Genomic DNA, 23,944 nt, shown 5'->3' on the forward strand with positions numbered 1-23,944 from the left:
CGCCTTCACAATGTAATCTGGGCAAGCGGTTTTCGGGCAGGGCCGTGGATGACCGAACCGTCGGCGGCGAAGATCGAGCCGTGGCAGGGACAATCCCAGGTGTGGTCCGCATTGTTCCAGGTTACGGTGCAGCCCTTGTGGGTGCAAATCGCCGAAACCGCCTGGAGTGCGCCTTCGGTGTCTCTCCACGCCGCAATCTTTTCGTCTCCCCTGACGATCACGCCGCCCATACCAGGCGCAATGTCGTGGGTGCTCGAGACGATCGATTGACTGCGGCCGTTCTTGTGGAAGTCCTCAGGATAGGGCCGGGCCGGATCGTAGAGTTTTTGCCATGGGCTCGGGCGGCCGCAGATCAGGTCGGCGATCATCTCGCCCACGGCCGTCCCGTTGGTGATGCCCCAGGCGTTGAAGCCCGTGGCAATGTGGAAGCCGGCGGCCTTGGCGGGATAGGGTTCGCCGGCATATGGGATCCTGTCGGCCGTATCATAGTCCTCATTGCACCAGCGCCAGGCGACGTCGCCGACCGGAAGGTTCTTTCTTGCCCAGTTTTCCAGTTCGACAAACCGCTTGGCCACGTCGCCGTCCCAGCCGGTGTTGAACTTGGGGCCGAGCGTGACCAGCAGTGGCCCTTCGGCATCACGGCCCGTGCGGATGGAATGCGTCGGGTCGTCGATGCCGATGAACATGCCGTCGACAGGGAGGGGATCGTCGATCCGAAAGGCCATGGCGGTGTGGCAGCGCGGTTGCGTCCGGTTCGCCATGCCGACGGGGCTCTTCACCGTCATGTTGGTGGCGACGACGACGTGCCCGGCATCAACGGCGCCGCCATCGGTGACGACGCGCCAGCGACTTGCCTCGTCGATCGAGGTGGCGCGGCTGTTTTCGAAGATCCGACCGCCACGGGCCGTCACCGCTTCCGCCAGGCCAACCAGATACATCGCCGGATTGAACTGCGCCTGGTCGGGGAACCGTAGCGCGGCGGCCGTTACGAAAGGCAGCGGCGCGCGGTCGAGGATCTCGGCCTCCAGCCCGACCTGGCGCGCGGCCTCCGCCTCGGCCGCAATCTCCGCGCAGCGGCTTTCACTGCAGGTGTAGGTATAGGCGTCCTTGCTCTCGAAATCGCAGGCGATGGCGCAGTTGTTAACCCAATCGCGGATTTGGCGCGCGCCGGCGGAATTCGCATCGGCATAGGTCTGCGCCAGGTCCCGGCCAACGCTGTCGATGAGATGACCATAGATCAGCGCATGCTGCGTGGTGATCTTGGCCGTCGAGCGGCCGGTCACCTGGCCGCCTGTGCGCAGGCCTTCGAGGACGACCACCGACCGGCCCGCCTCGCAAAGCCGAAGCGCCGTCGTCAGCCCGACAATTCCAGCACCCACGACAACGGCGTCCGCACGGATCGACCCTTCGAGCTGGGGATAGTTCGTGGAGGCGGCTGCCGCCACCCAACAGCTTCCCGGTTTTCCCAAGAGAATGGCCATTTCAACCGCGCCCCTTGCGTCTCCATGCACTTCCATCGACAACCGCGCCGGCGGAGGAACGTTCCCGAGCTTGGTCGCTTTCAATCATTGTCTCGCCACCCCGGGTCAGAAAAGCGCCGGGAAGGTGCGAGGTGCAGGCCATCACCCAGGTGATCGCCTCGCGGTCGTATTCGTCGCCGGAGCGCCAGTCCTCGAAGAAGGCGTTCAGCCTATCGACACGCCCCGGCCAGATACCGGCGGCCTGCAGGCCGAGCGAAACGCCGTAATTGGTGAAGGCGAACTTGGTATCGCGCAGCCATGGCGCGCGGCTGAAATAACCGGGCGGGTCGACCCACATCGTTTCCAGGGTTCGCAGCGAACGCCTCGTCTGGGCCTCGGCCCACGGCTCGTCGGGAGAGAAATGGGCGAGCCACAGCATCATGCCGAGGCCGAGGTCCTGGTCGATGTCGAGGCTGCGCCAATCGCGCTCCATCAGGGCACGCATCTGCGCGATCTCGGGCGCCAGTTCCTCGTCGTCGAGCATTCGGTAAGAGACGTAGCCGTCATAGGCATCCATGCTGCCGAGGCCGTAGCCGGGGTAAGGACCGCTCAAATCCTCCTGCATCTTCCAGATCACGCCGCGGCCAGGGACCACAAACGCCGGGTGAATGTCCCTCGCCAGCGCAATGCCGCGCTTGCGGTATTCCGGCTTCAGATCGCCGAGACGCGCCAGGGCGAACAGCCACATCGCCAGATAGTGGAAATACTGGCCGTCGCGATCGGCCGCTTCGCCGATCCTCAGTCCGCGCCGGCGGCCGAGCACACGCTCGACATCGGCGACCAGCCGCTCGGCCTCGTCCAGCCAGCGCTCTTCGCCAGTTTCCGCATAAAGCGAGACGTAGAGCACGACCCCGAATGCATCGGTCCACAGATACCGCAAGCCGTTGGGCCAGATGCCTTCGCCGCGCATCCAGTCGAGTTTTTGCAGGACATAATCGACGTCACGCAGCATCGCGCCAAGGCCCGAATCCACGGCAGACTTTGCCGATGTTCGGTTCCATGCGATTGCGGGCATGCGGCATATCTGCCTCCGCTCCGGTTGGCCTTAGCCAGATACCGCGAAACGATCTGATCGGCGGCAGGTTCCTTGGCCGCTTTCACCGGCGCGACCCTCACGATTCTCGCGGAGACTTTGCAGGCTGAAGGAACAGCAGAATTATGATGCGCTGCGCTGGCCACGGATCGGTATCGCAACTGACGCTGCGCCGGAGCCCTTTAAGGTCGCCTGCGGTCTGGCTGCGGGGACGTTGGAAATCGTCGACACACCGGCCGGCGAGCGGACGCGGCTGACCATCGATCGCCAGGCCGACGATCTGGCAGCGACGGTGATCATCGACCGGCCCGGCGGGCCGGAGACGCTTCGCCTCGAACCTGTCGGCGACAACCATCACCGCCTTGAGAGCACCGTCGCCCCTGCCGAACCGCATGAGTTCCAGGCAGGTCTGGTGCTGACCGCGAAAGATCGCGAACAGGTGCTGCCGTTCAAGATGGTCGAACCCGAAGGTCACCATCATTAGGTCGACTGGCGGATATGCGGTTCAATGACCGATCTCGCGGCCTGTGCTGGTCTGTTCCTGGCGGCCTTGCTCGCCGCTACGATCCTGCCGATGCAATCGGAAGCGGTGCTGGTCGAGCTCGTGCTTGCGGATTACTCGCCCTGGCTGCTCATCGGAGTCGCGAGCGTCGGCAACGTGCTTGGATCGGTGATCAACTGGCGGCTCGGGCGAGGCATCGAGCGCTTTCGGGGCCAACGGTGGTTTCCGATGAACCAAGCGCAACTGGACCGCGCGCAAGTGTGGTATCGCCGCTATGGAAAGTGGTCGCTCCTGCAGAGTTGGCTGCGGTTGTCGGTGATCCGCTAACCGTCGTCGCGGGCGTCCTGCGCGCGAGCCTTTTCGGGTTTTCCTTTTGCTGGTCACTGCCGCCAAGGTCGGCCGCTATCTGGTTCTTGCCGCCGTGACCCTGAGCGCGATCTAATCTCACGAAGCCTCTCGAAGCTGAGCTGGTTAGGTCGGCTGGTTCGAAGAGCCTTGTATGATGCGCGCGGACGGGAAGCGCTAGCTCTTTTTGACGGCGACCTTGTCGAGGGCTGCGCGCAGGCCTTTTGCCAGCTTCTGCGTATCGCGCGACCGGTCAACCAAGCTACGGCGCAGCGCTCCAGCCAACATCGACATTGTTAAGACATTCCTGTGGCCGCGCGCCAGGCCTGCACAACGAAGCTGTGCTGGTTCCAGATCATCAGCGCTCCACTCACAGCCATGAGCGCGACCACAAGGCCGCGGAACTGTCGTCCACTTAGGCGTTCGAGCCAGCGCTTGGCCAGCAGATTGGCAAGCGCAGCGCCCAAACCCGCGGCTGCGCCGTACATGACCGCCTGACCACCGAGCGCGCCGAGTCCGGTGAATACCGCGATCTTGACGACATCGGTCACAAACGAGTTCACCGATTTCGTGGCGACCAACGTCTCCTTCTCCGAACCGTAGTTCAGATAGAGCGAATTCAAGACGGGTCCCACCGTGCCCATCAGCGCCGACAACAGCGCGACGATCAGGCCGGCCGGGAGGAACCACCAGCGGCGGGCTCGGTAGCTCCGCTCGCGCGCGCCGCCGCGAAATTCCCAGACTGCACTGATCAGATAGATCCCTATGAGTATCTGGAGCCATTCCGCCCGACTGTTGGCGAAGAGCCAGGAGCCCGCAGCGGCACCGGCGATGGCGCCGGGCAGGTACCAACGGACCAGGCTCCAATCGATGTCGCGCCGGAAGGCCAGGGCGCGGATGGGATTGCCGATGAGCTCGGTCAAGGTGATGACCGGCGCAACCGCCGCGCTCCCTGTGATGAAAGTCACGGCGGGGATCAGCAATAGACCTCCGCCTCCGGCCGAGAGGGTGTTCAGTGTCCAGGTGAGGAACCCCGCCAACGCCAGGAGGCCTAGTCTAATCCAGTCCATCCGATCAGAACGAAGCGGACCTTTGATCGTTCCGAACGCGTTAGTTCGCAAAAGCCCGGCCCGCCCCTTGAGTCTCGTGTGCGATGGAAAGGTGATCTCAGGCGCAATGCTGGTGGCGGAGAGACGCTGTGCCAGAGAACCATTCCCGAGGCGGCGGGAAGAAGGCCGACGATCGCTCCGAGTCGGCCGAACTCCGCCGTTGGACGCGCGCGCGGACGCCCAATCTAGCTCTTTTTGACGGCGACCTTGTCGAGGGCTGCGCGCAGTCCTTTCGCCAGCTTCTGCGCATCGTCGTACGCCCAGAAATGCATGAAGAAGAGCCGCGGTTGCTCATCGAGCATGTGGCTATGCAACGCGGTGATCTCGATGCCGTTATCCAGCATGGCTTTGATAACCGGATTGACCTCCTTTGCTGTCAGCACAAAATCACCCGTGATCGCCGCCTTGCCGCCACCTGTCGATTGGAAGTTAATCGCTATTGCCGAGCCCATGGCCGCCGGCACTTCCATTCCATTTTCCTCGACCGGCTCAGCGCGCGAGATCGTGAACTGGTAGACCGCGCCATTGGCCTTACCCTTATAACCGATGGTTTGGTCGACACCGGCCGTGTCGAACTCGATCTGTGGTGCGGCTTGCGGCTGGGCGCCGCCTCCCATCGGTGTTTTGCTCAGCGCCAATCCGGCATGAAGCGCTGTGGCGAGCGTAACCGGGTCGCCCTGGCCGAAGACGTGCATGTAGAGTGTCATCGGCTCCGCGCGCAGCAAGTGGTTGTGTACCGCAGTGATCTCGATCCCGCTTTCTTCAAGCTTCTTGATGACCGGGTTCACCTCGTCCTGCGTCAGAACGATGTCGCCCATAACCATTGCCTGATCTCCCATGGGTTCGAACGCAATCCAGCCTCCAAGCGCAAATCCGGGTTTCAGGGCCACGCCGTCGAGCGAAACCTTCAGGTCCGTTCGCGGCAGCCCGACCCGGTAGACGCCATCAGGCGTCTCGGTTCCGGATTTGCCGAGCGCCTTAGCGATTGTTTGCCAATCGGGTGCCGCCGATGCCGGTTGGAGCAGCGCCGACATCGCGATCAGCATTGCTCCGGTCACGAGTTTTGCATGCATGGGATTTCTCCTTGTGATCTGCCCCCCAATTTGTCATGCGGCTGCTGGCTTCGTGGCGGGAGGGTCGGCGCCGCGCATGATCGCGGCAATGATTACGATCGCCGGGTCGCGCTCGAGCCCATTTTTGGATCGGGCTCGCCGGCATATGGAATCCTGTCGGCCGTATCATAATCCTCATTGCACCAGCGCCCCACGACGTCGCCGACCGGAAGGTTCTTTCTCGCCCATTTTTCCAGTTCGGCAAACCGCTTCGCCACGTAGCCGTCATAGGCATCCATGCTGCCGAGACCAAAGCCAGGATATGGGCTGCTCAGATCCTCCTGCATCTTCCAGATCACGCCGCGGCCAGGGACCACAAACGCCGGGTGAATGTCCCGCGCCAGCGCAATGCCGCGCTTGCGGTATTCCGGCTTCAGATCGCCGAGACGCGCCAAAGCAAACAGCCACATCGCCAGATAGTGGAAGTACTGGCCGTCGCGATCGGCCGCTTCGCCGATCCTCAGTCCGCGCCGGCGGCCGAGCACACGCTCGACATCGGCCACCAGCCGCTCGGCCTCGTCCAGCCAGCGCTGTTCGCCAGTTTCCGCATAAAGCGAGACGTAGAGCACGACCCCAAAGGCATCGGTCCAGAGATAACGCAAGCCGTTGGGCCAGATGCCTTCGGCGCGCATCCAGTCGAGTTTTTGCAGGACATAGTCGACGTCACGCAGCATCGTCACGCAGCATCGCGCCAAGCCCCGAACTGGCAAAGCCGGCCCGTGTTCGTGTCCCACGATTGTGAGCATGCGGCATGTCTGCCTCCGCTCCGATTGGCCTTAGCCAGATACCGCGAAACGATCTGATCGGCGGCAGGTTCCTTGGCCGCTGTCACCGGCGCGACCGGGAACCCTCGACCTGATCATGAGTTTCGGATCCAGGCGCTCACAACGGGATGCGGGGGTTACCAGTCATTTTCGGAGCCTTTCGATCGAGGAGGCAAAGTTGCGACACCGCCAAATCAGAGTTGACGGAATTACTGTCTTCTTTCGCGAGGAAGGCCCGGCCGACGCTCCGGTGCTTCTGCTGCCGCACGGCTATCCCTGTTCGTCCTATCAGTTTCGAAGGCTGATGCCCGGACTGGCTGATCGCTGGCACACGTTCGCCCCGGATTTTCCTGGCTTCGGCTACAGCGCTACGCCCGACATGGCTGCATTCGGCTACGATTTCGAGACCTATGCCGGGTTTTTGGCGGCTTTCGCGGACGCGCTCGGCCTGTCTCACTATGCGCTCTGGCTGCACGATTACGGCTCGCAGATCGGATTGCGCCACGCCATCGCCTATCCGGAGCGCGTTGCCGCGCTTATCATCCAAAACGGCGACATCTACGAAGACGTGCTCGGCCCGAAATACGCAGCCATCAAGGCGTATTGGAACGACAAGACGCCCGACAAGCATCGCCCGCTGGAAGAAGCGGTGAGCGAGGAGGGCTTCCGGCACGAGTTCATCGGTGAGGTTGGCGAGGCCGTGGCCGAGCGCGTGCCACCGGATCTGTGGAAACTCCATTGGCCTCTGATGGACACGCCGCCCCGTCGGCGGCTTGCGGTCGGCCTGATGGAGAAGCTGGAGGCGAACCTCAACTGGTTCCCGAAATACCAGGCTTATCTGCGCGAACGGCAACCACCGACACTGATCGTCTGGGGTCCCGAGGATGGCTATATGCCGGCCGCATCGGCCCGCGCCTACAAGCGCGACTTGCCGCAAGCAGAGCTCCATCTCCTCAATGGCGGCGGCCACTGGCTACTGGAAACCCATTTCGATGAGGCGCTTGCGTTGGTGCGCGACTTCCTCGCACGCGTTCACAGCCGAGCACCGACGCGACCGTCAGGTAACCAGTTGAAAGCGTGGTGATCCCGACAGGAATCGAACCTGTGACCTACAGATTAGGAATCTGCCGCTCTATCCTACTGAGCTACGGGACCACGCGGCCCGACACATAACCGCTTCGCGACGTTTCGCCAAGAGGCAGCTAGGCCGCTCGCTTGGGTTCGACCGCGAACGGGCTCAGGCCGAGCCAGGTCTGCATTTTGCGCGCGATGTCCTGGTCGCCCGTCAAGATAACTTTCGGCCCGGCCTTCTCGACGGTGATCAGCCCCATCCAGATTTCGGTCATGGTGTGCAGGTCGGTCGAGACGTAGAGATCGACATCGAAGCCCGGATCGTACCAGCAGAGGTCGACCTCGCCGTGCTTCTCGACGATCAGCCACCATGACCGCTTGGAGGCGGGGAGCTCCTGATACAGAAATTGTATCACCGTGCGCCCGTCGGGCAGCGGCGACGCGTTGAGATTGCGCCGCATGTCCCACATCAGCAGCGATGGATCGAGGTTCTTCAGCGACAGCCGCGACTCGACCCATTTCTGGCCCCAAAAACCCATCGCCTCGACGACGGAACGGAGATCCCTGCCTGCCTCGGTCATCCGGTATTCGAAGATGCCTTTCTCGCCGCGCACCTCCTTGCGCTCGACGATCCCGGCCAGTTCGAGCTCCTTGAGCCGTTGCGACAGAAGGGTCGGCGACATTTTGGGGACGCCGCGGCGCAAATCGTTGAAACGGGTCGAACCCGCCACCAATTCGCGAAGCAGAACCATGGTCCAGCGGGTGCACAGCACCTCGGCGGCCATCGATAACGGGCAGAACTGTTTGTATCCAGACTGGGTCACGATGTTGCCTTCCCTCAAACTCCGCCGGAACCGTAGGCCTTTCCCGGCGACGCGGCGAGTACAGAAACTGTACCGGCCCAGTGCGGTGGATTCGAAGTTCCTGCTTTCTGGGTGGCATCAGCATTAGGAACTTCAAATCCAAAACCACACTGGAAATCCAAGCACTTGCTGGTGTGGCTTTTGAATCCGAAATTCGCTCGCTGCGTTGCTCCAAAGTGAATGCGAATTTCGGATTCGCCACACCAGTACAGATCGCGGACTGGCTGGCGCCGGCCCTGCCATGCGACCCCTTGGCCGCTGCACGGGATACCCCTGTGCACGACCAGGAGACATGACCCATGACCGCTTACGTTATCGCAGACATCAAGGTGAGGGCCCCGAAGTGGATGCCGGCCTATGCCGCGTCGGTCCACGACCTCGTTCACAAGCACGGCGGCAGATATCTGTCGCGCAGCGGCAATGTGAAGACGCTCGAAGGCAAGCCGCTCGACACCACGCTGATCGCCTTGATGGCGTTCCCGACCGAGGCAGCGGCGCGCGCCTTCACCGACGATCCTGCCTACGCGCCGTTCGTTTCGGCCCGTCAGGGCGGCAGCGACAGCCGTTTCCAGCTGATCGACAACTCCGATCTGGCCGGAACCATCCCGTATCTGCCGAAGGGATGATCTTGCCCTGCATTCGACGCATCGGGACAGGAATCTCCCAGCAACAACAGCCACAGCGCCCACCTGCCGGACCTCCCTACTTCCGGTGGCCGGCCGGGCTGTGCTTTTCAAGAAGAATGGAATGACTATGACAATCAACTTTCGCAATAGAGTTCTCGCTGCCGCGGCGCTGCTGTCGGCCTGCACTGCGTTGGCGCAGGCGCATCAGGCAGCGCCCGCGTCCGGTCCCAATCCGCTGGCCGACAAGGTACGCGCGGCCAACAGCCGCTTCGAGAATGTGGCGGCGGCGACCGCTGAGGGCTATGCGCCGATTCCCTGCGCCAGCGGCATCACCGGCGGCGCCATGGGCATCCATTACGTCAATCCCGGCTACCTCAAGGACGACGCTGTCGATGTCGCCAAGCCGGAAGCGGTGATGTACGAGCCGATGGCCGACGGCACGCTAAAACTGATCGCCGTCGAATACATCACCTCGAAAGGCCCCGCCTCGCTCGATGGACATCTGTTCAACTTCAACAGCGCCCCCAACCGCTATGGCCTCGGCCCGTTCTACGAGCTGCATGTCTGGGCCTGGAAGGGCAACCCGACCGGCGCGTTCGCGGACATGAACCCGAACGTGTCGTGCGAACCGACGACTGCTGCCAGCCAGTAAGCAGCCGAGCCAGGCGGCGCCAACGCCGCCTGGCCGCGCTGAATTGCGGGGCAGCCGGCAACGGGCGCAAAGACGGCTCAGAGAGCGGAACTTTCGGGATGTCGACGCGCTTTAGTGTCCCGAAGGAGACACCGCATGAGCGCCACCAAAGAGTTCTTTGAGACCTGGCTGCAGGAGAATGTCGGCAATCTGCCGCCCGAGAGCGAGGTGAGCGTCGCCGTCCTGGCGCAGCAATTCGAGCAGGATGCCGATGCTGCCGGCTATGGCCACGAGGTTCGCGAAGACGAACTCGGCAATATCCAGGAGGCGATCGAGGCAGCCCTGACGAAGGCGAGGACAGGCGAAGAGCCGCAGGCTTCCGACGACAATGAGCTGGCGCCGGTCATGGAGGCGCTGGAGGTCGAGGATCCGAAGAGCGGACCGTAGCCGTTGCGGCTCTTGCCTTCCACGCTACATGACCGGGCATGATGGATGCCAAACACCTCACACTCGGCGTCGTGATCGGCGTGGCTATCGGCGTCGTGTTGGACAACATTGTTGCGGGCATTGGTATAGGTATCGCTCTGGGCATTGCCTTCGGCCTTGCCCGGAAGTCGTCCGGCCGGAAGTGACCAGCAGAACATGTCCTGCCCGATTTTGCCACCCAGAGGTGCGGCGGTCGCCGCACAGCCGATGCGGAAGGGCTACGCCGCCAGCGCTGTTTCCGCCAGCTTCACCCAATAGCTCATGCCGTGCGGGATGACCTCGTCGTTGAAGTCGTAGGCTGGGTTGTGCAGGCCGGCGGTATCGCCATTGCCGATGAAGATGAAGGCGCCCGGCCGCGCTTCAAGCATGTAGGAGAAATCCTCGCCGCCCATCACCGGCTGGATGGCGCGGTGCACATGGCTGTCGCCGGCGACGTCGGCCGCGATGTCGCTGGCAAAGACCGTCTCTTCCGGATGGTTGAAGGTGACGGGGTAATTGGCATTGTAATCAACCTCGATTGTCGCGCCGAAGGCAGCGCCCAGGCCTTGGCAAAGTGCGCGGATGCGCTCCTCTGCCTTCTTGGCGACTTCCTTCTTCAGCGTGCGTACGGTGCCGGCGATCTCGGCAGTCTCGGGAATGACGTTATAGGCGTCGCCGGCGTGGAATTTCGTCACCGAGACGACCACCGCCTCGACCGGATCGGTGCTGCGCGAGGCGATCGTCTGCAATGCGCCGACGAGTTGGCTGGTGATGACGATCGGATCGATGGTGCCGTGCGGCATCGCCGCGTGGCCGCCCCGGCCCTTGACGGTGATGGTGAATTCGGCGGTCGCCGCCATGATCGGGCCCGGCCTGATGGCGAACTGGCCGACCGGCAGGCCCGGCATGTTGTGCATGCCGAAAACCTTGGAGATAGCGAAGCGCTCCATCATACCGTCCTTGACCATCTCGTTGCCGCCGCCGCCGCCCTCTTCGGCCGGCTGGAAGATGACCGCGACGGAGCCTGCGAAATTGCGCGTTTCGGCGAGGTATTTGGCGGCACCCAACAGCATTGCGGTGTGGCCGTCATGACCGCAGGCGTGCATCTTGCCGGGGACGGTCGAGGCATAGGATTTGCCGGTGATCTCGTTGAGCGGCAGGGCATCCATGTCGGCGCGCAGGCCGATGGTCGAGCCTTCGCCGTGGCGGCCGCGGATGATGCCGACGACGCCGGTCTTGCCCAAACCCGTCACGATATCGTCGCAGCCGAAAGCCTTCAGCTTCTCGGTGACGAAAGCGGCGGTCTTGAAGACGTCGAAATTCAGCTCCGGCGTCTGGTGCAAATGGCGGCGCCAGCCGGCCACCTCGTCCTGCATTTCGGCGGCTCGGTTCAGGATCGGCATGATAATTCCATTTCGCTGTTGGAGCAGGCGGTCTTGGCCTGCTGCTTTGCAATTGTGCCTGCTGCCTTGCAACCATGCACGCTGCTTTGCATTGTGCTGCTGCTTCCACATTGTGATCGGCAGCACTTTGCCATGTTGACGTCACATAGAGTAAATAGCACCGCGACTGTGGTCCGGGAACAGAGGGCCGGACCATTATCCTGGCGATCGTGTAACGAAATCTTACGGAGCCAGGTGCGACTGCGGCAAGAGGCTATTTCGGTTTTCATGATGCGCTACAGGCATTTCCTCAGACTGTTGGTGGCCGGCACGGTGGTGCTTGCGTCGCTGGCCGGGCCTGCCTTGGCCAATCCGACAATCCTGTTCGACCTGAACAGCGGCAAGATCCTGCAGCACCAGGAGGCTTTCAGGCGCTGGTACCCGGCGTCGCTGACCAAGCTGATGACCGCCTATGTGGCGTTTCGGGCGATTGCCGTGGGCGAGGTCCAGCTCGATTCGCCGATCAAGGTAACGAAACATTCCGCCGGCGAGCCGCCGAGCAAGATGGGCTTCAAGCCGGGCTCGGTGATGCGGTTGGACAATGCGCTGAAGATGATGCTGGTCAAATCGGCCAACGATATCGCCATGGCGGTCGGCGAGAATATCGGCGGTTCGCAAGCGGCTTTCGCCGAACGCATGAACGCCGAAGCGCAGAGGCTCGGCATGAGCGGGTCCCATTTTGTCAATCCGAACGGGCTCTATTCGCCGGACCAGTATACGACAGCGCGCGATCTCGCTTTGCTGGTGATGGCGATTCGCAAGGAATTTCCGCAATATGCCCCCTGGTTCTCGATCGAAGGCCTTGCGGTCGGCAAGAAGGCGATCTCCAACTACAACCTGCTGATCGGCCGCTATCCGGGTGCCGACGGCATGAAGACGGGTTTCGTCTGCTCGTCCGGCTTCAACATGATCGGCTCGGCGACCCGCAACGGCCGCACCCTGGTCGCCGTAGTGCTCGGCGAGCAATCGGCCATTACCCGTGCAGAGGCGGCGGCAAAATTGCTCGACCAGGGCTTTGCAACGCCGGCGCCGAGCTGGCTGACGGTAGCGGCGCTACCCACCTATGGCGATACCATTTCGGCCAACGACATGAATGACGAAATCTGCAAGAAGAAGCCGGTCGAGGAGCAGTCGGAAACCGCAGCCGCCGTCGGCGACAAGGGCAAGGACGTGCCGAAATCGCCCTATCAGGAAAAGCTCGACCATGTACCGACGCTGATCGCCGTCGGCCTCGGCGGCGCCACGGGACCGAAGCCGAAGGCGATGCTCGACGCCTCCGGGCAGGAATATGCCGACGTGCCGCTGCCGACATGGCGGCCGGACCGGGCGCCGCCGGCCGGCGCCGAGCCAATTGTGGCCGGATCCGCCACCGCCGCGCAGGTCCAGCAGCCGGCCAAGGCGCTGAACTAGCCGCATGGCCGGCTTCCCGATCCCCGTTTCGGTGCTCACCGGCTTTCTCGGTGCCGGCAAGACGATGCTGCTCAACCGGCTGCTCCGAGATCCGGCGCTCGCCGACACCGCCGTCATCATCAACGAGTTCGGCGAGGTGGCGATCGACCATCTCCTGGTCGAGCAGGCCTCCGACGGCATCATCCAGCTCTCCGACGGCTGTCTCTGCTGCACGGTGCGCGGCGAGCTGGTCGATACGCTGGCTGACCTCGTCGACCGGCTGCAGACCGGCCGCATCGACCGGCTTGCCCGCGTCATCGTCGAGACCACCGGGCTCGCCGATCCCGCCCCCGTACTGCAGTCGATCATGGCACACCCCGCCCTGGTCCAGGCCTTCCGGCTCGACGGCGTCATCACCCTGGTCGATGCCGTCAACGGCAATGCGACGCTCGATGCGCATGTCGAGGCGGTGAAGCAGGTGGCCGTCGCCGATCGCATGGTGCTCAGCAAGGCCGACCTGACCACGGATGCAGGCGATGTCGAGGCGTTGCGGGCGCGGCTCAGGCAGCTCAACCCGGGCGCCGTGGTGCTCGACGCGGGCGAGGCAAGCACCGCGACCCTGTTCGATAGCGGCCTCTACAATCCGGCCACCAAATCCGTCGATGTGCAGCGTTGGCTGGGCGAACAAGCCGGCCACGACCATGACCACGGCGGGCATGACCATGCCGACCATGATCACCATGACCACAGGCACGATTCCCGCGTGCGTTCGTATTCGCTGGTTCATGACGGGCCGGTGCCGTTTTCGGCAATCGAGATGTTCCTCGATCTGTTGCGCTCGGCGCATGGCGAGCGCCTTTTGCGGATGAAAGGCGTCATCGAGCTTGCAGAAGACCGGTCGCGGCCGCTGGTTATCCATGGCGTGCAGAAGATCCTGCATCCGCCGGTGCAACTGCCGGCCTGGCCGGACAGCCAGCGCGGCACCAGACTGGTGCTGATCACGCTCGACATGCCCGAAGACTATGTCCGGCGGCTGTTCGCCGCCTTCACCAACCGGCCGTCGATCGACACGCCGGATCGCGCAGCACTGGAAAGCAACCCGCTGGCTATTGCCGGATCGTGATCTCCCCCCTTGAGGGGGAGATGTCGCCGAAGGCGACAGAGGGGGTCGCCTCGGCTGGCGCCCCTGTGGGACGAAAGAAAAGGTTGGCGCTTCACGCGCGGCAACCCCCTCTGGCCTGCCGGCCATCTCCCCCTCAAGGGGGGAGATTATCCCGCTCAGCCGCTTTCGCCAGAACGAGCTAAGTCGAGACTCAGCCGATCCCGCGCTCGACCAGGAAGCGGTGGCCGCCTGCCATCGCCGTCGTTTCGATCAGCCGATGGCCGCTCTCGGCGCAGAAGGCGGGAATGTCGATGACGGCGAGCGGGTCGGTGGTTTCGAGCCACAGGCGGCTGCCCGGCTGCATTGCGGCCAGGCGCTTTTTTGCCTTGAGCACGGGCAACGGGCAGTTCAAGCCTTTGAGGTCGTAGACGGCGGCGGGGCTGGTTGAGGGCCTGTCTTCCTGGCCCCCATCTTCCTGTTCAAGCATGAACCTCAGCCGCCAAACATGCCGAGCAGCTTCTTCTTCAGCCTTGTCGCCGTGCTTTCGGCGTCCGCAGCCTGCGTTTCGACTGCCGGGGCGGCCTCCGATGGCGCTACGGTGGCGGTGGCGACAGGCACCTCGGCGGCGGTCTTGGCAGCTTCCTTTTCGGCTAGCGCCTGGGCTTTTGCAGCTTCCTTCTCGGCCAAGGCCTGTGCCTTGGCTGCCGCTTTCGCTGCCTTCGCCGCTTCTATCGCGGCAAGCCGCTGTTCCTCGGCCTTCTGCTTGGCAGCCTTTTCGGCGTCGAGCGCTGCCATCTTGCGGCCCGCCGGCGAATCGATGCGGCCCATGCGCGCCGTTTCGGCCACCGTGCCGTCCGGGTTGAGCGAGGGCGGCTCGATCGGAACGCGTTCGCCGCGGGCACGCCGCTTCGACCAGTCGGAAACGATGCTGGCTTCCTTGATCCCGGCGATGGTCGGCTTGGGTGCCGGCACGCTGGCCTTCATGGCGCCGTTGAAGGCCGCCTCATAGGTGCTTTGATAGGCGTTGATGGCGCTCTTCAGCGAATCGGGCTGGGTGGTCACAGGGCAAGCGCCGGTCGGATTAAACGTCGAGCCGTCGGCCGCTACCTGGTTGAAGACGTAGCGCTTCTCGCAGACGTCGACTTTCGGCGGCACCTTGGTAACCTCGAAATTGTCGTAGCCGACCTTCAGCATCTTCCAGAATTCGTAGTTCGGATCGTTGCGATAGCGCGCCATGTTGGCTGCGGTCATGCGGAACGGAAAAGCCTGGATCTGGAACTCGGTCTGGCCGCCCTGGAAGGCGTCGCGGCCGAAAGCGTAGATCTGCTCGATCTGGGCGTCGGTCATCGAATAGCAGCCGGACGACGAGCAGGCGCCATGGACCATCAGGTTGGAACCGGTGCGGCCATTGGCGCGGTCATAGGCGTTCGGGTAGCCGATGTTGAAGGACAGGTGATAATTCGACCGCGGGTTCATCTGTGCCGGGCGGACCGTGTAAAAGCCTTCCGGCGCCTGGCGGTCGCCTTCGGTGAACTTCGGTCCGAGCTTGCCCGACCATTTGCAGATGTCGTAGCTGGCGACCAGGTCGTAGCGGCCGTTGGTCTTGGCCTTCCAGATTTCGAGCTTGCCTTCTTCCTTGAAGATGCGGGCCATCACCGAAGAGGTGCGGACCATTCCCTTGGCCTTCATCTCGGCCAGGATCTTGTCCGGCAGCGGCTTGTTGGCTTGCGGCGCAAAATCCTTCATCGAAGCGTCATTGCAGCCGGCGACGCCGATCGCAGCGATCAGAACTCCGGTGCGGGCAAGCTTGGCAAACATGGATATGGCTATCGTCTTCATCTCTGCGCCGCGGATGCCGCAGCTGCTAAACCGACCGCTGACGGACCTTAAGCCCGTTAACCTTGAAAATTCCTTACCGCAAGCATGCGGCGCGTCCCCTTGCGTTAAGCTCACTGAGCCGAATGCAGCGGCATTTTTGTGGCGAAACTGGTTCACGCCGCCACATTTCAGGCCGCGTGCCTGCGTTGGTTACAGATTGCGGCCCATCGCCAGGTATTTCTCGCGGCGATGCTCGCGGAAGTCGGTGTTGGCGCCGGAGAATTCCTTCATCGTCCTGGCGATGAGGTCGCCGGTGGCGGCGATCACCGTTTCGGGGGCGCGATGGGCACCGCCGAGCGGCTCGGCGATGATGGCGTCGATGATCTTCAGCTCCAGCAGGTCCTGCGCCGTGATCTTCATATTGGTCGCAGCATCCTTGGACCGCGTGGTATCGCGCCACAGGATCGAGGCGGCGCCCTCCGGCGAGATCACCGAATAGATGGCGTGTTCGAGCATGTAGACGCGGTTGGCGGTGGCGATCGCTATAGCGCCGCCCGAGCCGCCTTCGCCGATCACCACCGAGATCGACGGCACCTTCAGGCCAAGGCAGGCCGAGGTCGAGCGGGCGATGGCTTCCGCCTGGCCGCGCTCTTCGGCGTTGACGCCGGGATAGGCGCCGGCCGTGTCGACCAGCGTCAGCAGCGGGATCTGGAAGCGGTCGGCGAGTTCCATCAGCCGCACCGCCTTGCGGTAGCCCTCCGGCCGCACCGAGCCGAAATTATGCTTCAGCCGGCTTGCCGTATCGGAACCCTTCTCCTGGCCGATGATCGCCACCGGCTCGCCGCGAAAGCGGGCGAAGCCGCCGACGATCGCCTGGTCCTCGCCGAAATTGCGGTCGCCGGCAAGCGGCGTGAAATCGGTAAGCAGGCCCTTGATGTAGTCGATGCAATGCGGCCTGTCCGGATGGCGCGCCACCTGCACCTTCTGCCATGGCGTCAGCGCCTTGTAGGCGTCGCGCAGCGCATCGCGCGAGCGCTTCTCGAGACGTGCGATCTCATCGCCGACGTCGACCGCCTCGCCGTTCTCGGCAAGCTTCTTCAGCTCAAGGATCTTGCCTTCGAGATCCTGCACAGGCTTTTCGAAATCGAGGTAATTGTACATTCTTGGGCGAACCGGCAAGTCGGAAGGCAATGACTGACGCAAGCCCGAAAATGCAGGCTGGGCGCGGTGGAGCGTCGTTCTCACATAGCGATATGACGCCTAGTCGGCAAGCGGATGATGATCGTTGACCAGACGCACCAGCCGCTCCTCCAGCACATGCGTGTATATCTGCGTCGTTGAAATATCGGCATGGCCGAGCAGCTGCTGCACGGCCCTGAGATCGGCGCCGTTCTGCAGCAGATGGCTGGCGAAAGCATGGCGCAGCACATGCGGCGATATCTTCGCCGTGGCAATGCCGGCCCGCGCGGCAAGCCCTTTCAGCTCGCGGGCAAAGACCTGTCTCGAGAGATAGCCGCTGTCGGCGGCGGCCGGAAACAGGAACGGGCTGTCGGCAAAAGCCGGCACCGTTGCCCGTGCGGCAAGCCATGTCCGCATCGCCGCGCGCGCCTTGGCCGACAGCGGCACCATGCGCTCCTTGTTGCCCTTGCCGCGCACCATGAAGAAGCGGTCGTCGCGCTGTGCCACCGTCACGGGAAGGCCGACCAGCTCCGAAACGCGCAAGCCGGTGGCGTAGAGCACCTCGACCAGTGCGTGCAGGCGCAGCGCCGCCAGCCTGTCGCCGTCATGCATGGAGGGGTCCATCGCCTCCTGCGCCGCGCGGTCGAGCAGCCGGCCGGTATCGGCCTCGCTCATCGTCTTAGGCAGCGGCCGGCCCTTCTTCGGACTGTCCAGCGTGCCGGTCGGATCGTCACCCCGCAGGCCTTCGGCGTAGAGGAACTTGAAGAACTGCCGGATCGCCGACAATTTGCGCGCCTGCGAGGTGGCGGCAAAGCCGCGCGCGGCGATGTCGTCGAGATAGGCACGGATGTCGGCGCTGGTGGCAGCGGCAAGCCCACCGCCGATCCCGGCGGAAGCGTCTTCGAGGTCGCGGCGATAGGAGGAAAGCGTGTTTTCGGCCGCGCCGCGCTCGGCGCTCATCATCTCCAGGAAGGCTTCGATGCGGGCGGCGCTGTTCATTTTTTGGGATTGAGCTTTTCTGGAGGGATACGCACGCTCATTTCCGCCTTCCTCGGCTCGACGAACATGACCAAGGCGAACATCGCGCCATAGACAATGCCGGCCAGAATCGCGAGCGTCACGACAAAGCGAAACAGTGTTGGCATTAATTTTCGCCCGTCGTCTTATTCTGCATTTCCAACCCTGTGCCCTTATGAGACGCCAATCCGGCCAATTCAAGGGTGAAGCCCATAGTCCCGGTTGCGCCGCGCTTGACGCAAACAGGCTTTTGATGTCGATACGCCGCCAAAGAGGCCCTAGAAGCATGAACGCGCTACCAGCAAATCCTCCGGGCGAGAGCCATGCCGCGCTGCTCGGCCGGCTGGGCGGCCGTTCCATCGTCTTTGTCGGGCTGATGGGCGCCGGCAAGACGGCGATCGGCCGCAAGGTGGCGGCGATGCTGGCACTGCCCTTCATCGACAGCGACCAGGAGATCGAAAGCGTCTCGCGCATGAGCGTCCCGGACCTGTTCGAGCGCTATGGCGAGGCGGAGTTCCGGGCACTGGAGCAGCGCGTCATCCTGCGTGTGCTGGAGCACGGGCCGCAGGTGCTGTCGACCGGCGGCGGTGCCTTCATGAACGCGCAGACGCGCGAGGCGATCGCCAGCCATGGCGTTTCGGTTTGGCTGAAGGCCGAGATCGACCTGTTAATGGAGCGCGTTTCCAAGAAACAGAACCGGCCGCTGCTGAAAAGCGCCGATCCGCGCGCCGTGCTTGAACGGCTGATGGCGGAACGCTACCCGGTTTATGCCGCGGCCGATGTCATCGTGCCGACCCGCGACGACCGCAAGGAGATCATTGCCGCCGAAGTGGTGGACGCGCTGCGCGGCCATCTCGGCGTTGCCGATATTGACGAGGTGCGGTCGTGAGCGCTGATGCAACGGTCTCTGTCGAAGTCGGGCTTGGCGAGCGTGCCTACGATATTTTGATCGGTCCCGGCCTGCTGTCACGCGCCGGCGCCGAGATTTCGCGCCGTCTGCCGGGGACGCGGGCGGCGGTCGTCACCGACGAAAACGTCGCGGCCGCGCATCTCGCGACGCTTGCGGCCGGCCTGGCAAGCGGTGGCATCCAGCATGCCGTCATCACGTTGCCGCCAGGCGAAAAGACCAAGAGCTTTGCGCATCTCGAAGAGGTGGTCGACGGCGTGCTGGCCGCCAAGCTGGAGCGCGGCGACGTCGTCATCGCGCTCGGCGGCGGCGTCGTCGGCGACCTCGCCGGCTTTGCCGCCGGCATCGCGCGGCGCGGCATGAACTTCGTGCAGGTTCCGACCTCGCTGCTGGCGCAGGTCGATTCCTCCGTCGGCGGCAAGACCGGCATCAACAGCAAGCGCGGCAAGAACCTGGTCGGGGTATTCCACCAGCCGAAGCTGGTGCTGGCCGACACCGAAGTGCTCGACACGCTGCCGATCCGCGAGTTTCGCGCCGGCTATGCCGAACTGGCCAAATACGGGCTGATCGACCGGCCCGAGTTTTTCGCCTGGCTGGAAGAAAACTGGCGTCAAGTGTTTGCCGGCGGGCCGGAGCGGGCTGCGGCCATCGCCGAGGCCTGTCGTGCCAAGGCCGACGTCGTTGCCCGCGACGAGTTCGAGACCGGCGACCGCGCGTTGCTCAATCTCGGCCACACCTTCGGTCATGCGCTGGAGGCGGCGACCGGCTATGACGGCGCAAGGCTCGTGCATGGCGAGGGCGTCGCCATCGGCATGGCGCTGGCGCACCGCTTTTCGTCAAGGCTCAATTTGGCGAGCCCCGACGACGCGGCGCGTGTCGAGGCGCATCTTCGCGCCGTCGGTCTGCCCTGGCGCATGGCCGACGTTCCAGGCGAACTGCCCGACGCCGAGACGCTGTCCTCCTTCATCACCCAGGACAAGAAGGTGTCGCGCGGCGCGCTGACCTTCATCCTGACGCGCGGCGTCGGCCAGGCCTTCATCGCCAGGGATGTGCCGGCCTCGGAAGTGCTGGCGTTCCTCCGGGAGAACCATCCGGGTCGGCAGGAAAGCCGGCCGGGATGAGCCAGGCCGGCTGGATCGCGGCTGCCGTGCTCGCCGGCCTCGGCGTGCTGGGCTTCGTCTTGCGCCGGCGCCTGCTCGCCGCCTTCGGCTACGAGCTGCAACGCATGGAGCCGCAGCGCTCTGCGCGCGAGGAACTGCGCGGCGCCGTCGACGATTTCCGCCGCGACGGCCAGGTGGTGCGCGAGGACCGCGCCCGCATCGGCGGCCTGTTCGACCTCGAGGAGCTCGAAGTGTCGGACGTCATGGTCCACCGCACCAATATGCGCTCCGTCAACGCCGACGACCCGCCCGAAGCGGTGGTTCGCGAGATCCTGCAGAGCCCGCACACCCGCATGCCGTTGTGGAAGGGTTCGCTCGACAACATTGTCGGCGTGCTGCACGCGAAGGATCTGCTGCGCGCGCTGAACGAGGTCGGCAACGATTTTTCCAGGATCGACGTGATGAAGATCGCGTCGAAACCGTGGTTCGTGCCCGACACCACGACGCTTCAGGAGCAGCTCAATGCCTTCCTGCGCCGCAAGGCGCATTTCGCCATCGTCGTCGACGAATATGGCGAGGTTGAAGGGCTGGTGACGCTGGAAGACATCATCGAGGAGATCGTCGGCGAGATCGCCGACGAGCACGACATCGACATCCAGGGCGTCAAACAGGAGGCCGACGGCTCCGTCGTCGTCGACGGCACGGTGCCGATCCGCGACCTTAATCGGGCGCTCGACTGGAACCTGCCGGACGAGGAAGCCACCACCATCGCCGGCCTTGTCATCCACGAGGCGCAGTCGATCCCGGACGAAAAGCAGGCCTTTACGTTTCACGGCAAGCGCTTCGTCGTCATGAAGCGCGACAAGAACCGTATCGCGCGGCTGAGGATCAAGCCGGCGATGCTTGGAGAATGACAGTGCGCACCTTGTGGCAGCCGTGGGCAGTCAGGCGTTGATGAAGATCGATCGGCGAAGCCTGCTTCTGGCGTCGATGGCGGCGCTGCTGCCGGGACAGGCTGCGGCGGCATTGCGGCTGCGTTCGCCGTCGCCCGAAACCTTCGACTATGGGCCGGCCAAGCTCGACATTTATTCCCGCGACGGCGCAAGCGGCCTGCCGGTCGTCTTTTTCGTCCATGGCGGCGCCTGGCGAGTCGGCAACCGCGGCAACGTCAATGCCAAGCCGCAATTCCTGCTCGACAATGGCTTCGGCTTCGTCTCGATCGACTACCGGATGCTGCCCAAGGCCGACGTCGCCACCCAGGCGGCAGATGTCGAACTGGCCTATCGTTACGTCCGCGCCAACATCGCCAGGCATGGCGGCGATCCGGACCGGATCGTCGCCATGGGCCATTCGGCCGGCTGCCATCTCGTCGCATTGACCGGGCTGCGCGGCGGCCTGCCCGGCGTCGCAGCGCTGGTTCTCGACGACACCAGGGCCTACGATCTGGAGGCGCTGGCCAGAAGCGGCGGCATGGCAGGGGTCTATGCCCGCGCCTTTCCCGATCCGGCACAGTGGCGCGCGCTGTCGCCTGTCACCTATGTGGAAGGCCGCAAGCACCCGCCGACCTTCATCGCCCATTCGCGGGCGAAAGCCCGCGCGGCGGACGCGCAGGCCTTCGCCGGGCGTCTGCGCGCCACCGGAACCAGGGTCACGCTGTTCGACGGCGGCGCCTATTCGCACATGTCGATCAATCGCGACTTCGGCACCGAGGGCGATGCATTGACCGCAGCGGTGATGGCTTTCCTGAGGGCGAGCCTCGGCTGAAATCTACCAGCGGGTCTTTTCGCCGGGCGCTGCCGGCTCGATCGCCAGGGCATGCACGCCGGATTTCAATTCCTCGGCCAGCAATGTGTTGATGGCGCGGTGACGTTCGACGCGGCTCATGCCGGCAAAGGCTGGCGCGACGATGCGGACGCGGAAATGCGTCTCGCCGGCGCCGTCGAAGGTGGCGTGATGGCCGGAATCCACATGATGATGCCCGGCATGGAGATGGCTTTCGTTGATGACGTCCAGCCGTTCCGGCGAAAACGCCTTTTTCAGCTTATCTTCCATCGTTGCCTGTATGGACATCGCCGCTTCCCTTCACCACATCTATGTCATCGCACAAAATTCGCAATTCGCCGGTTTTATGCCGCGATTCAGCGGTTAGGGCGATCATCGCGAAAATGTCAATTCTTGTTTCGCATGCGCGAACAGCCCATAAATGGGTGAGATGAAGCCGTACCCAAAATATTTCGAAAAGATTCGCATCCGCCCGGAGAAGGACGCGGAGCTGAAGTCGCGTTCGCCGATCTGCCAGTGGGATGGCTGCAAGGAGGCCGGTACCCACCGTGCCCCGGTCGGACGGATGAAGGAAGGCGAGTATTTCCAGTTCTGCTTCGACCATGTGCGCGAGTACAACAAGGGCTTCAATTATTTCTCGGGCGTTCCCGACACCGAGATCGCCCGCTTCCAGAAGGAAGCCATGACCGGCCACCGGCCGACCTGGAAAATGGGCGTCAACGGCGCATCGACCCGCTCCTCGCCGGACTTTGCCCAGGCGCGCTCCGGCCGCGCCGGCTACTACAATCGCATGCGCGATCCGTTCGACCTGTTCAAAGGCCCGAAGGACCCGCGCGAAGCACGCGAGCGCAAGGCCAAGCCGCTTGAGGCCAAGGCACTGGAAACGCTTGGCCTTGATACAAAGGCAACTGGCAAGGATATCAAGGCGCGCTATAAGGAACTTGTGAAACGCCACCATCCGGATGCGAATGGCGGCGACAGAGGTTCGGAAGACCGGTTCCGCGATGTGCTCCAGGCGTATCGCGTGCTCAAGCAGGCAGGTTTGTGCTGAGCGACCTTACGGTTCGTGTCGTTTTCCAACTTTCATAAGGTTGGAAAAGGCTCTAAGACCGCCCCCGAACAAAATCGATTGCCGGCGAAACGCGGCGTTTCGCTTGTGGAGACGTTGATAGAGATGAACAAGGTCGATCGCGACATCGCCAACCTGCCCGACACCACGGTGTCGGTGAAGGAGACATTCGGCTTCGACTCCAAGATGGTGGTGCCGGCCTATGCGGTGACGAGCGAGCATGTCCCCGACATCGACCCGGACTACCTGTTCGACAAGAACACGACCATGGCGATCCTCGCCGGCTTTGCCTATAACCGCCGGGTCATGGTGTCCGGTTACCACGGCACCGGCAAGTCGACGCATATCGAACAGGTCGCCGCCCGCCTCAACTGGCCTTGCGTGCGCGTCAACCTCGACAGCCATGTCAGCCGCATCGATCTCGTCGGCAAGGACGCCATCGTCGTCAAGGACGGGCTGCAGATCACCGAATTCCGCGACGGCATCCTGCCCTGGGCCTATCAGCACAATGTCGCGCTGTGCTTCGACGAGTACGATGCCGGCCGTCCGGACGTGATGTTCGTCATCCAGCGCGTGCTGGAATCGTCGGGCCGGCTGACGCTGCTCGACCAGAGCCGGGTCATCCGCCCGCATCCGGCCTTCCGGCTGTTCTCGACCGCCAACACGGTCGGGCTGGGCGACACCACCGGCCTCTACCACGGCACCCAGCAGATCAACCAGGCGCAGATGGACCGCTGGTCGATCGTCACCACGCTGAACTACCTGCCGCACGACAATGAAGTGAACATCGTGCTGGCCAAGGCCAAGCATTACCGCGACGGCAAGGGCAAGGAGATCGTCAACAAGATGGTGCGTGTCGCCGACATGACGCGCTCGGCCTTCATCAACGGCGATCTGTCGACGGTGATGAGCCCGCGTACGGTTATCACCTGGGCCGAGAATGCCGAGATCTTCGGCAATATCGGCATGGCGTTCCGGCTGACCTTCCTCAACAAATGCGACGAGCTCGAACGCTCGCTGGTGGCCGAGTTCTACCAACGCGCCTTTGGCGAGGATCTGCCGGAATCGGCTGCCAATGTGGTGCTGGGCTAAGCAGAG

General features: G+C 63.5%; 27 protein-coding genes, 1 tRNA gene and 1 pseudogene. 15 read left to right on the forward strand and 14 right to left on the reverse strand.

The features are described from left to right. Positions 1-5: 5 nt before the first annotated feature. Both NKH30_RS08585 and NKH30_RS08590 read right to left on the reverse strand, forming a co-directional pair. Complete coding sequence (locus tag NKH30_RS08585; RefSeq protein WP_352994870.1) at positions 6-1,481, reverse strand: FAD-dependent oxidoreductase; 1,476 nt, start codon at positions 1,479-1,481, stop codon at positions 6-8. A 1-nt stretch (position 1,482) separates the two neighbouring features. After that, on the reverse strand, positions 1,483-2,535 hold the full coding sequence (locus NKH30_RS08590; RefSeq protein ID WP_352471468.1) for a hypothetical protein: 1,053 nt from the start codon (positions 2,533-2,535) through the stop codon (positions 1,483-1,485). A 232-nt stretch (positions 2,536-2,767) separates the two neighbouring features. Here NKH30_RS08590 and NKH30_RS08595 point away from each other — a divergent pair, with 232 nt between their 5' ends. Both NKH30_RS08595 and NKH30_RS08600 read left to right on the forward strand, forming a co-directional pair. Continuing rightward, positions 2,768-3,037, forward strand: coding sequence for a hypothetical protein (locus tag NKH30_RS08595; RefSeq protein ID WP_352471467.1), 270 nt, complete (start codon positions 2,768-2,770; stop codon positions 3,035-3,037). A 24-nt stretch (positions 3,038-3,061) separates the two neighbouring features. Then, positions 3,062-3,497: pseudogene (locus tag NKH30_RS08600) on the forward strand (YqaA family protein). Between the two features lie 199 nt (positions 3,498-3,696). Here NKH30_RS08600 and NKH30_RS08605 read toward each other — a convergent pair. The 3 genes from NKH30_RS08605 to NKH30_RS08615 form a co-directional block, all read right to left on the reverse strand. Beyond that, a complete protein-coding gene (locus tag NKH30_RS08605; RefSeq protein ID WP_352471466.1) occupies positions 3,697-4,470 on the reverse strand; it encodes a sulfite exporter TauE/SafE family protein in 774 nt (257 codons plus the stop codon). A gap of 224 nt (positions 4,471-4,694) precedes the next feature. Beyond that, on the reverse strand, positions 4,695-5,582 hold the full coding sequence (locus NKH30_RS08610; RefSeq protein WP_352970589.1) for a DUF1259 domain-containing protein: 888 nt from the start codon (positions 5,580-5,582) through the stop codon (positions 4,695-4,697). 92 nt (positions 5,583-5,674) lie between these two features. After that, entirely contained in the window at positions 5,675-6,301 is a 627-nt protein-coding gene (locus NKH30_RS08615) for a hypothetical protein (RefSeq protein WP_352970591.1), read from the reverse strand. Between the two features lie 262 nt (positions 6,302-6,563). Here NKH30_RS08615 and NKH30_RS08620 point away from each other — a divergent pair, with 262 nt between their 5' ends. Further along, positions 6,564-7,469: an alpha/beta fold hydrolase gene (locus tag NKH30_RS08620; protein ID WP_352994874.1), complete on the forward strand. Its 906-nt coding sequence runs from the start codon at positions 6,564-6,566 to the stop codon at positions 7,467-7,469. Here NKH30_RS08620 and NKH30_RS08625 read toward each other — a convergent pair. Together NKH30_RS08625 and NKH30_RS08630 are read right to left on the reverse strand one after the other, a co-directional pair. Next, positions 7,464-7,540: transfer RNA gene (locus tag NKH30_RS08625), tRNA-Arg, on the reverse strand. The two genes, NKH30_RS08620 and NKH30_RS08625, sit on opposite strands and share 6 nt — an antisense overlap. Before the next feature lie 47 nt (positions 7,541-7,587). Beyond that, on the reverse strand, positions 7,588-8,280 hold the full coding sequence (locus tag NKH30_RS08630) for a winged helix-turn-helix transcriptional regulator (protein WP_352457625.1): 693 nt from the start codon (positions 8,278-8,280) through the stop codon (positions 7,588-7,590). 338 nt (positions 8,281-8,618) lie between these two features. Here NKH30_RS08630 and NKH30_RS08635 point away from each other — a divergent pair, with 338 nt between their 5' ends. The 4 genes from NKH30_RS08635 (at position 8,619) to NKH30_RS08650 (ending at position 10,208) form a co-directional block, all read left to right on the forward strand. Beyond that, the gene (locus NKH30_RS08635) at positions 8,619-8,945 is read left to right on the forward strand and encodes a DUF1330 domain-containing protein (protein ID WP_352994876.1); all 327 of its coding nucleotides are present in this window, start codon (positions 8,619-8,621) and stop codon (positions 8,943-8,945) included. Positions 8,946-9,066: 121 nt separating this feature from the next. Next, positions 9,067-9,597 carry a hypothetical protein gene (locus NKH30_RS08640; protein ID WP_352570595.1) on the forward strand — a complete coding sequence of 177 codons (531 nt, stop codon included), beginning with the start codon at positions 9,067-9,069 and terminating at the stop codon, positions 9,595-9,597. 135 nt (positions 9,598-9,732) lie between these two features. After that, positions 9,733-10,023, forward strand: coding sequence for a hypothetical protein (locus NKH30_RS08645; RefSeq protein ID WP_352994879.1), 291 nt, complete (start codon positions 9,733-9,735; stop codon positions 10,021-10,023). A 38-nt stretch (positions 10,024-10,061) separates the two neighbouring features. Next, complete coding sequence (locus tag NKH30_RS08650; protein ID WP_023677876.1) at positions 10,062-10,208, forward strand: glycine zipper domain-containing protein; 147 nt, start codon at positions 10,062-10,064, stop codon at positions 10,206-10,208. A 72-nt stretch (positions 10,209-10,280) separates the two neighbouring features. Here the strand turns inward: NKH30_RS08650 and NKH30_RS08655 are convergent, their stop codons facing one another. Next, positions 10,281-11,444 (reverse strand): M20 aminoacylase family protein, encoded by a 1,164-nt coding sequence (locus NKH30_RS08655; protein WP_352616115.1) that lies wholly within the window; start codon positions 11,442-11,444, stop codon positions 10,281-10,283. A 270-nt stretch (positions 11,445-11,714) separates the two neighbouring features. Here NKH30_RS08655 and NKH30_RS08660 point away from each other — a divergent pair, with 270 nt between their 5' ends. Together NKH30_RS08660 and NKH30_RS08665 are read left to right on the forward strand one after the other, a co-directional pair. Continuing rightward, complete coding sequence (locus tag NKH30_RS08660; protein WP_352994899.1) at positions 11,715-12,893, forward strand: D-alanyl-D-alanine carboxypeptidase family protein; 1,179 nt, start codon at positions 11,715-11,717, stop codon at positions 12,891-12,893. 4 nt (positions 12,894-12,897) lie between these two features. Continuing rightward, entirely contained in the window at positions 12,898-13,995 is a 1,098-nt protein-coding gene (locus NKH30_RS08665) for a CobW family GTP-binding protein (protein ID WP_352994882.1), read from the forward strand. A 190-nt stretch (positions 13,996-14,185) separates the two neighbouring features. Here the strand turns inward: NKH30_RS08665 and NKH30_RS08670 are convergent, their stop codons facing one another. From NKH30_RS08670 to NKH30_RS08690, 5 genes are all read right to left on the reverse strand, one after another. Beyond that, entirely contained in the window at positions 14,186-14,461 is a 276-nt protein-coding gene (locus NKH30_RS08670; protein WP_352683120.1) for a sulfurtransferase TusA family protein, read from the reverse strand. A gap of 5 nt (positions 14,462-14,466) precedes the next feature. Continuing rightward, entirely contained in the window at positions 14,467-15,792 is a 1,326-nt protein-coding gene (locus NKH30_RS08675) for a L,D-transpeptidase family protein (protein ID WP_352768459.1), read from the reverse strand. A gap of 210 nt (positions 15,793-16,002) precedes the next feature. Beyond that, the gene (locus NKH30_RS08680) at positions 16,003-16,953 is read right to left on the reverse strand and encodes an acetyl-CoA carboxylase carboxyltransferase subunit alpha (RefSeq protein ID WP_352471457.1); all 951 of its coding nucleotides are present in this window, start codon (positions 16,951-16,953) and stop codon (positions 16,003-16,005) included. A 99-nt stretch (positions 16,954-17,052) separates the two neighbouring features. Beyond that, positions 17,053-17,970, reverse strand: a complete 918-nt coding sequence (locus NKH30_RS08685; RefSeq protein ID WP_352451196.1) for a site-specific tyrosine recombinase XerD — start codon at positions 17,968-17,970, stop codon at positions 17,053-17,055. Further along, positions 17,967-18,116 carry a hypothetical protein gene (locus NKH30_RS08690; protein ID WP_023677884.1) on the reverse strand — a complete coding sequence of 50 codons (150 nt, stop codon included), beginning with the start codon at positions 18,114-18,116 and terminating at the stop codon, positions 17,967-17,969. Before NKH30_RS08690 ends, NKH30_RS08685 begins: the two co-directional genes overlap by 4 nt. Positions 18,117-18,274: 158 nt before the next feature. On the opposite strand from NKH30_RS08690, the gene NKH30_RS08695 reads away from it, so the two are divergent. The 4 genes from NKH30_RS08695 to NKH30_RS08710 are packed head-to-tail and all read left to right on the forward strand — an operon-like array spanning position 18,275 to position 21,759. Then, entirely contained in the window at positions 18,275-18,877 is a 603-nt protein-coding gene (locus NKH30_RS08695) for a shikimate kinase (protein WP_352768146.1), read from the forward strand. Further along, positions 18,874-20,016 carry a 3-dehydroquinate synthase gene (aroB, locus tag NKH30_RS08700; protein ID WP_352768143.1) on the forward strand — a complete coding sequence of 381 codons (1,143 nt, stop codon included), beginning with the start codon at positions 18,874-18,876 and terminating at the stop codon, positions 20,014-20,016. Before NKH30_RS08695 ends, aroB begins: the two co-directional genes overlap by 4 nt. Further along, entirely contained in the window at positions 20,013-20,909 is an 897-nt protein-coding gene (locus tag NKH30_RS08705) for an HlyC/CorC family transporter (RefSeq protein ID WP_352471453.1), read from the forward strand. Before aroB ends, NKH30_RS08705 begins: the two co-directional genes overlap by 4 nt. Before the next feature lie 40 nt (positions 20,910-20,949). Continuing rightward, entirely contained in the window at positions 20,950-21,759 is an 810-nt protein-coding gene (locus NKH30_RS08710) for an alpha/beta hydrolase (protein ID WP_352540339.1), read from the forward strand. A 3-nt stretch (positions 21,760-21,762) separates the two neighbouring features. Here NKH30_RS08710 and NKH30_RS08715 read toward each other — a convergent pair whose 3' ends face one another. Continuing rightward, a complete protein-coding gene (locus NKH30_RS08715; protein WP_352768138.1) occupies positions 21,763-22,065 on the reverse strand; it encodes a BolA family protein in 303 nt (100 codons plus the stop codon). 133 nt (positions 22,066-22,198) lie between these two features. On the opposite strand from NKH30_RS08715, the gene NKH30_RS08720 reads away from it, so the two are divergent. Together NKH30_RS08720 and cobS are read left to right on the forward strand one after the other, a co-directional pair. Then, positions 22,199-22,828 (forward strand): J domain-containing protein, encoded by a 630-nt coding sequence (locus tag NKH30_RS08720; RefSeq protein ID WP_036238769.1) that lies wholly within the window; start codon positions 22,199-22,201, stop codon positions 22,826-22,828. A 123-nt stretch (positions 22,829-22,951) separates the two neighbouring features. Then, positions 22,952-23,938 carry a cobaltochelatase subunit CobS gene (gene cobS, locus NKH30_RS08725; protein WP_352451201.1) on the forward strand — a complete coding sequence of 329 codons (987 nt, stop codon included), beginning with the start codon at positions 22,952-22,954 and terminating at the stop codon, positions 23,936-23,938. Positions 23,939-23,944: the final 6 nt, after the last annotated feature.

Source organism: Mesorhizobium sp. M1273, assembly GCF_040318195.1.
Lineage (GTDB): Bacteria > Pseudomonadota > Alphaproteobacteria > Rhizobiales > Rhizobiaceae > Mesorhizobium.